This is a genomic window from Ramlibacter cellulosilyticus (genome assembly GCF_014297465.1).
Classification (GTDB): Bacteria; Pseudomonadota; Gammaproteobacteria; order Burkholderiales; family Burkholderiaceae_C; genus Ramlibacter; species Ramlibacter cellulosilyticus.
The window spans coordinates 202,480-209,655 of the sequence record NZ_JACORT010000011.1; the positions used below are offsets into that span (position 1 = coordinate 202,480).

A 7,176-nucleotide genomic window follows, 5' to 3' on the forward strand; every position below is an offset into this window, starting at 1 on the left:
TAATAGGGAAGAACAAACCCAACCATGTCAGACCCTACCGCCAACACGGCGCAGAGCCCGCCTGCGCGCCCCAGCTGGGGCGAGACCCTGCGCGTCTACACCGAGCCTGCCACCCTGCGCATGCTGTTCCTCGGCTTCTCGGCGGGGCTGCCCTTGCTGCTGGTGCTGGGCACGCTCGGGTTTCGCCTGCGCGAGGCTGGCATCGACCGGACCACGATCGGCTTCCTGTCCTGGGTGGGCCTGGCCTACGGCATCAAGTGGACCTGGGCGCCGCTGGTGGACCGCATGCCGCTGCCCATCCTCACGCGCTGGCTGGGACGGCGGCGCAGCTGGCTGCTCTTCGCGCAGGTGCTGATCATGGTGGGGCTGGTGGGCATGGGCGTCCAGGACCCCAAGCTCGCGCTCGACCCCGTCGTGTGGTGCGCGGTGCTGGTCGCCTTCGCGTCGGCCACGCAGGACATCGCGCTGGATGCCTTCCGCATCGAGTCGGCCAACACCGAGCGCCAGGGCGCGCTGGCGGCGGCCTACCAGACGGGCTACCGGCTCGCGATGATCTGGGCCGGCGCCGGCGTGCTGTGGATCGCGGCGCGCTCGGAGGTGTCGGTCTCCGAGGTGTACGAGCATGGTGCCTGGCAGACGGCCTACCTGTGGATGGCGGCCTCGATGCTGGTCGGCGTCGCGACCGTGCTGCTGTCGCCCGAGCCCGTGGCGCGTCCGCTGCCGCCCGCCAAGGGCGCGCGCGAGTGGCTGCAGGGCGCGCTGGTCGAACCCTTCGCGGACTTCATCCGCCGCTACCACTGGCATGCCGCGCTGATCCTCGCGCTGATCGCCGTCTACCGCATCAGCGACGTGGTGATGGGGATCATGGCCAACCCTTTCTACGTGGACATGGGTTTCACCAAGGACGAAGTCGCGGCGGTGAGCAAGGTGTTCGGCGTGATCATGACGCTGGTCGGCGCCTTCCTGGGCGGCGTGCTCGCGCTGCGGCTGGGCGTGATGCGCACGCTGATGCTGGGCGCGATCCTCAGCGCGGCGAGCAACCTGCTGTTCGCGTGGCTGGCCGGCGTGGGCCACAACGTGACCATGCTGGTCTTCGTCGTGTCTGCCGACAACCTCTCCAGCGGCATCGCGTCGGCCGCCTTCGTGGCCTACCTGTCCAGCCTGACCAACGTGCAGTACTCGGCGACGCAGTACGCGCTGTTCAGCTCCATGATGCTGCTGCTGCCGAAGTTCCTGGCCGGGTATTCGGGCAAGTACGTCGACAGCTACGGCTACGCGAACTTCTTCGTGGCTACGGCCATGCTGGGCGTGCCGGTGCTGGTGCTCGTCTGGCTGGCGACGCGCAACCTGAAGGTGAAGCCGAAGGAACGGCCGGGGGTGTTCGCGGACGATTGATCGGTGGGGTTCGCTTCGCTCACCGTCCGCGGCTTCGCCGCGCCACCCTACCAATTCGGACCAGTGCAGGGTGGCGGCGGCGCGCTGCCGGAAGGTGAGCGAAGCGAACCCCACCGAAGTGAGCCACCCCTCACCTCCGCCGCGCTACTACTTCACGCGCGAGCGCCCCGACTTCCGTTTGGAGACCTCCGTTTACTTTACTTTACGGCTACGACAAGCAGCCGCGATGGCCGCGGCCGACCATGCCCTGGTCGGGCCCGCCGTCGGGGCCCTTACCGCCAATTTCCCATGCAGCAACTCCTGATGATCGAAGACGACACCCGCCTCGCGCAGATGGTGGGCGAGTACCTCGAGCGATCCGGTTTCGGCGTGACGCACGCGCCCGATGCGAAGGCCGGCCTCGACCTGCTGGAAGCCCCGCCTTCCGGCAGCACGCCCGACCTCGTCGTCCTGGACCTCATGCTGCCGGACATCGACGGCCTGGAAGTCTGCCGCCGCGTGCGCGCCCTCCCTGGCGACACCGGCCGGGTGCCGGTGCTGATGCTCACGGCCAAGGGCGACCCCATGGACCGCATCGTGGGCCTGGAGCTCGGCGCCGACGACTACCTGCCCAAGCCCTTCGAGCCCCGCGAGCTGCTCGCCCGCATCCGCGCCATCCTGCGCCGCCGCGCCGACGGCACGCCGCCGCCGGCCAAGACCATGAAGTTCGGCTCGCTGGAGATCGACCGCGACGCGCGCACGGTGAGCGTGGGCGGCAAGCCCGCGGACCTCACCTCCTACCAGTTCGACCTGCTGGTGGTGCTGGCCGAGCGCGCCGGCCGCGTGCTGACCCGCGACCAGATCATGGAAGCGGTGCGCGGCCGCGAACTCGAGGCCTTCGACCGCTCGATCGACGTGCACATGGGACGCATCCGCGCCGCCATCGAGGCCGACCCGAAGACGCCCAAGCGCATCCTGACCGTGCGCGGCGTGGGCTACGTGTTCGCCAAGCAGCAGGACTGAACGAGGCACACTGGCCCCGATGACCGCCTGGAACGCGCACTGGCGCTTCCCCCTCTATCTCCGCATCTGGCTCGCCGTGATCGTGGCCGTGGGCCTGCTCACGGTGGCCTTCGGCTGGCTGATGCGCCAGAGCTGGGAGCAGCAGCAGGTGCCCGAGCGCGAGGTCGTGATCCTGGACGAGAAGGACCAGGTCATCGGCCAGAGCATGGTCCGGCCGAACCGCGTCCGCGGCCAGGGCTTCGAATTCGAAGTGCCGCTGAAAGACGGCCGCACCATCACGGTGCAGATCCCGCGCCGTCCGCGGCCTCCGGCGGAAAGCGCGCGCATCTGGCCGCCGCGCGGCCAGAGCGGCTTCTTCTGGATGCTGGGCGTGGTCGCCATTGCCGTCGCCATGGGCAGCTACCCCGTCGTGCGGCGCCTCACGCTGCGGCTGGAAGACCTGCGCCGCGGCGTCGAGCGCTGGGGGGAAGGCGACCTCAGCGTGCGACTGCCGGAGGCGGGCAGTGACGAAGTGGCCTTCCTCGCCCGGCGCTTCAACCATGCGGCCGAACGCGTCGAGAACCTGCTGAAGGCCAACAAGTCGCTGCTCGCGAACGCCTCGCACGAACTGCGTTCGCCGCTCGCCCGCATCCGCATGGGCCTGGAGCTGATGGACCCCGAGCCCTCGCCCCGTACTCGCGACGAAATCACGCGCAACATCGGCGAGCTGGACCAGCTGATCGACGAGATCCTGCTCGCGAGCCGGCTCGACGCGCGGGAAGCCGACGTCGGCACCGTCGAACCGGTGGACCTCACCGGCCTGGCGGCGGAGGAAAGCGCGCGGGCCGGCGCGGAGCTGGAGGCGGCCGGATCGGCGAACACGCTGGTGGTGGAAGGCGTGGCCAAGCTCCTGCGCCGCGCCATCCGCAACCTGCTGGAAAACGCGCGCCGCTACAGCAGCGGGCCGGTGACGGTCAGCGTGACGCGGCGCGGAACGCAGGCGGAAGTACGCGTTTGCGACCGCGGCCCCGGCGTGCCGGAGACGGAACGCGAGCGGATCTTCGAGCCGTTCTACCGCCTGCGCGGGGCGAGCGAGCGCGAAGGCGGCGTGGGCCTCGGCCTGGCACTCGTGCGCTCGATCGCGCAGCGCCATCGCGGCAGCGCGCGCTGCGAGGCCAACCCCGGTGGAGGCGCCTGCTTCGTGCTCACCCTGCCCTGTGAGCAAACGTAAGCCGCAGTAAAAGACTCTGAGCGGCTCTCGCCAAAAGCGGGAAAAATCACGAAGATGTTCCCTGCCAGTGCCGGACCTACCGTCCCAGGCATCCCCCGAAAGGAGGATGGACGGAGCGTCCCGGCCGACGAAAGATACATGCACTGTCACGCATCGCCGGACACACGGGATTCAAGTCTCCCAACGACGTCCTTCCAAGGACTTGATACAGCCACCGCAAGGTGGCTGTTTTTTTTGGGTCCCGTAGGCTGGGTTTCGCGCAGCGAACCCCAGCACGCGCGGCGTCAGCCGCGCGGCAGCAACGCGTCGACCTCCTCCGCCGGCCGGCAGACGCGGGTGCCAAGCGGGCTCGCCACCACCGGCCGGTTCAGCAGGATCGGATGCTGCACGACGAAGTCCAGCAACTGCTCCTCGCTCCACTTCGGGTCGGCCAGGCCCAGCTGCGCGTAGACCGGCTCCTTCTCGCGCAGGATCGCGCGCACCGGCGTGCCCATTGCCGCCACGAGCGAGCGCAGCTGCTCCTTCGTGGGCGGCGTCTTCAGGTACTCCACGATGCGCGGCTCGAGGCCCGCTTCGCGGATGCGCGCCAGCACGGTGCGCGAAGTGCCGCAGGCGGGATTGTGGAAGAGGGTGATGTCGTCGCTCATCCCGCCATGATGCCGCGGCCGGCGCTCAGGCCGGGAAGGCGTCCACGCCGGGCCCGGCCGCGCTTGCCTGCGCGGGCGTGCGGGCCACGTTCATCACCCAGCAGACCATGACGAAGTAGCCGATGAGGGAGGCGAGTTCGACCAGGCCCTGCTCGCCGAAAGCCCGCAGGGCCGCGGCATAAGTCGGGTCGCTCGTGCCGTGCGTGGCCAGCAGCTCGCGCGTGAAGTCGAGCGCGACCTCCTCGTCGGGCGGCAGCTGCTTCGGCCGCGCCCCGAGGCGCAGCGCCTCGATCGTGGCCTCCGCCACGCCGGCCTTCACGGCCAGCGGCGCATGCATGGTCCACTCGAACTGGTTGCTCACGTGCCGCGAGACGGCGCAGGTGACGAGCTCGCGGATGCGCGCGTCGAGCACGCTCTCGAAGCGCAGGTACTCCCCCACCTTGGCCGCGCGCTCCAGCAGCGCGGGGCTGCGCAGCAGCGGCAGGAAGGGACCGTAGACGCCCTTGCGCGGCCCGTCGATGAGCGCCTGCGCGGCCTGGCGCTGCGCGGGCGTCATCGCCGACGCGTCGGGCAGGGGCAGGCGTTCACCGGCGGGTTGGGCATAGCCTTGCGGCAGGGGCGAAACATCAGGCATGGACGGTCTCCTGGGAAGTCGTGGGCGAAGCGCGCCGCCACAGCCAGGCGCCGCTGGCGAGCAGCGCGAGGGCTGCCGCCTGCAGCGCGAGCGCGAGGCCGCGCGATGCGAAGACGGGAGTTTGCAGCAGCAGCGCGGACAGCACCGGGCCCGCGATCTGCCCGAGCGCGAAGGCGGCAGTGATGCGGCCCACCCAGCGCACCGCATCGTCCGGCGCGCGCGAGCGCATCTCCTGCACGCCCGCGAGGGTGATGACCATGAAGGTGCCGCCCACGAGCAGCGCGGAGAGCGCGATGGTGGCGCCGTTCACCCACAGGCTGGGCAGCAGCACGCCGACGCCCATCAGCAGCTGGCTCGCGGCCCAGGCCTGCAGGCGCGACGCGCGGCGCATCCACCAGCCCGCCAGGACGGTGGAAAGCGCGGCGGTCGCGCCGAAGACCGGCCAGGCCAGGCCGAACAGGCGCGGGTCGTCGACGACCCCGCGCGCGAGCGCCGGCAGGAAAGTCGCGGGCAGGATGTAGCCGAAGCCCATGAGGCCGTAGCAGGCCACGAGGCCGTGCGTGCCGCCGGGCGCCCGCAGCGGCACGGCGTTCGCGCGTCGCGGTGCCTGCACGTTCGCCACGCGCAGGCTCGTCCCCACGGCCGGCAGCGCGAGCAGCAACGACAAGGCGCCGAGATGGATCCACAAGGTGGACGCCGGCAGCGACCAGGCGGCGGCCAGCAGGCAGTACACGCCGGTGAGCGCGATTCCGCAACCGACGCCCGCGTAGACGATGCCGCCCAGGTCGCCGCGACCCTGGCGCGCAAGCGCGCCCAGGCACCAGACGCTGGTGGCCACGAATACCCAGGCCGAGGCCGCGCCCGCGAGGAAGCGCAGCGCCATCCAGGCGGCGGCGTCGGGCCACGCCATGGCGGCGGTGGTGGCCGCCGTCAACGCGAGCGCCAGCGCGCCCAGCGTCCGCGGCGCGAGCGGCAGCCGCGCGGCCGTGAGCGCCCCGGCGAAGTAGCCCGCGTAGTTGGCCGCCGCGATCCAGCCGCCCAGCGCCAGGTCCAGCTGCCCTTCGCGCGCCATCAAGGGCAGCAGCGGCGTGAACGCGAAGCGGCCGATGCCCATGGCCACTGCCAGCGAGAGCAGGCCCGCGAGGGCGAGCGCAGGGGGTGGCGGGGGCTTGGACATGGGTGCGATTGGACCGAGAATCGTCGCGCCGGACAAATGAATAAATCTGGAGCACCGTTCTCGCCATGAGAAGCATAGACCTCGACAGCCTGGAGATCTTCCGCGCCGTGGTGCAGGAAGGCGGCGTGATCCGCGCGGCGAGCAAGCTCAACCGCGTGCAGTCCAACGTGACCACGCGCATCAAGCAGCTGGAGCAGCGGCTGGGCCGGTCGCTGTTCCGCAAGCAGGGCCGGGGGCTGGTCCTGTCGCCGGAAGGCGAGCTTCTGCTGTCGTACGCGCAGCGCCTGTTCCGCCTCGCGGACGAAGCCGAGAGCGAGCTGAAGGCCGGCCGCGCCATGGGCGTGCTGCGGATCGGCTCGCTGGAGAGCACGGCAGGCAGTCGCCTGGCGCCCATCCTCTCGCGCTTCCACAAGCAGCACCCTGGCGTGGTCGTGGAACTCGTGACGGGCACGACGGGCGCGCTGCTGCAGCGCGTGGCGAATTTCGAGATCGAGGCGGCGTTCGTGTCCGAGCCCTTCACGCCGGGCCCGCTCGCCTCGCGCAAGGTGTTCGAGGAGGAGCTCGTGCTCGTGACCGGCAAGGACGTGGACGCGGTGCGGCGCGCCTCCGACCTCGAAGGCATGACGCTCATCGCCTTCGCGAGCGGCTGTTCGTACCGGCGGCGGGTCGAGGAGTGGCTGGGCGCCTCCTCCATCGCCGCTGTCCGCACGCTGGAGTTCCAGTCGTACCAGGCGATGATCGCCTGCGTGGCCGCGGGCACGGGCTTCGCGATCGTGCCGCGCTCGCTGCTCGTCGCGATGAAGTCCGCGCAGGACGTGCGGCAGCACGAGCTGCCGGCGAAGGTGCGGAGGAACCACACGCACCTGGTGTGGAACGGAACGCCTTCGACCAGCCTGTCGCGTTTGCAGGAGCTGGTGTTCCCGTGACGATCCGGGGCCGCCAGCTGGGGTGCGCCTGCGGCGCAACCCAGCCTACGACAGCTGCGACGCTGAAGTTGACCCCTTTTCGCGGACACCTTACCGTCCTGAAAGGAGGGGTGTCCGATGAGAAGGTTCGTGCCGCCATATCCGGCGGAATTCCAGAAGCAGATGGTGGAGCTGGTGCTCGGGGG

At 70.4% G+C, this 7,176-nt stretch carries 6 protein-coding genes and 1 pseudogene; 4 read left to right on the forward strand and 3 right to left on the reverse strand.

The annotated features are described in order from the left end of the window. Positions 1-24 precede the first annotated feature (24 nt). From H8N03_RS22155 to H8N03_RS22165, 3 genes are all read left to right on the forward strand, one after another. On the forward strand, positions 25-1,395 hold the full coding sequence (locus H8N03_RS22155; RefSeq protein WP_187078403.1) for an AmpG family muropeptide MFS transporter: 1,371 nt from the start codon (positions 25-27) through the stop codon (positions 1,393-1,395). 288 nt (positions 1,396-1,683) lie between these two features. Beyond that, positions 1,684-2,397, forward strand: a complete 714-nt coding sequence (locus H8N03_RS22160; protein WP_222623096.1) for a response regulator — start codon at positions 1,684-1,686, stop codon at positions 2,395-2,397. Between the two features lie 19 nt (positions 2,398-2,416). After that, entirely contained in the window at positions 2,417-3,607 is a 1,191-nt protein-coding gene (locus H8N03_RS22165) for a sensor histidine kinase (protein WP_187078404.1), read from the forward strand. Positions 3,608-3,897: 290 nt separating this feature from the next. Here the strand turns inward: H8N03_RS22165 and arsC are convergent. From arsC to H8N03_RS22180, 3 genes and pseudogenes are all read right to left on the reverse strand, one after another. Beyond that, positions 3,898-4,254: pseudogene (arsC, locus tag H8N03_RS22170) on the reverse strand (arsenate reductase (glutaredoxin)); the annotation flags it as partial. 25 nt (positions 4,255-4,279) lie between these two features. Beyond that, complete coding sequence (locus tag H8N03_RS22175) at positions 4,280-4,888, reverse strand: carboxymuconolactone decarboxylase family protein (protein ID WP_187078406.1); 609 nt, start codon at positions 4,886-4,888, stop codon at positions 4,280-4,282. Further along, the gene (locus H8N03_RS22180; RefSeq protein WP_187078407.1) at positions 4,881-6,065 is read right to left on the reverse strand and encodes a YbfB/YjiJ family MFS transporter; all 1,185 of its coding nucleotides are present in this window, start codon (positions 6,063-6,065) and stop codon (positions 4,881-4,883) included. The genes H8N03_RS22175 and H8N03_RS22180 overlap by 8 nt, the downstream gene beginning before the upstream one ends. A gap of 65 nt (positions 6,066-6,130) precedes the next feature. On the opposite strand from H8N03_RS22180, the gene H8N03_RS22185 reads away from it, so the two are divergent. Continuing rightward, positions 6,131-6,991 (forward strand): LysR family transcriptional regulator, encoded by an 861-nt coding sequence (locus tag H8N03_RS22185; RefSeq protein WP_187078408.1) that lies wholly within the window; start codon positions 6,131-6,133, stop codon positions 6,989-6,991. The last annotated feature ends 185 nt before the right edge of the window (positions 6,992-7,176 follow it).

Excerpts from the sequence above, each read along its gene's own strand:
- H8N03_RS22155 (WP_187078403.1), top strand. The coding sequence starts at position 25 with ATGTCAGACCCTACCGCCAACACGGCGCAGAGCCCGCCTGCGCGCCCC.
- H8N03_RS22160 (WP_222623096.1), top strand. The coding sequence starts at position 1,684 with ATGCAGCAACTCCTGATGATCGAAGACGACACCCGCCTCGCGCAGATG.
- H8N03_RS22165 (WP_187078404.1), top strand. The coding sequence starts at position 2,417 with ATGACCGCCTGGAACGCGCACTGGCGCTTCCCCCTCTATCTCCGCATC.
- H8N03_RS22175 (WP_187078406.1), bottom strand. The coding sequence starts at position 4,888 with ATGCCTGATGTTTCGCCCCTGCCGCAAGGCTATGCCCAACCCGCCGGT.
- H8N03_RS22180 (WP_187078407.1), bottom strand. The coding sequence starts at position 6,065 with ATGTCCAAGCCCCCGCCACCCCCTGCGCTCGCCCTCGCGGGCCTGCTC.
- H8N03_RS22185 (WP_187078408.1), top strand. The coding sequence starts at position 6,131 with ATGAGAAGCATAGACCTCGACAGCCTGGAGATCTTCCGCGCCGTGGTG.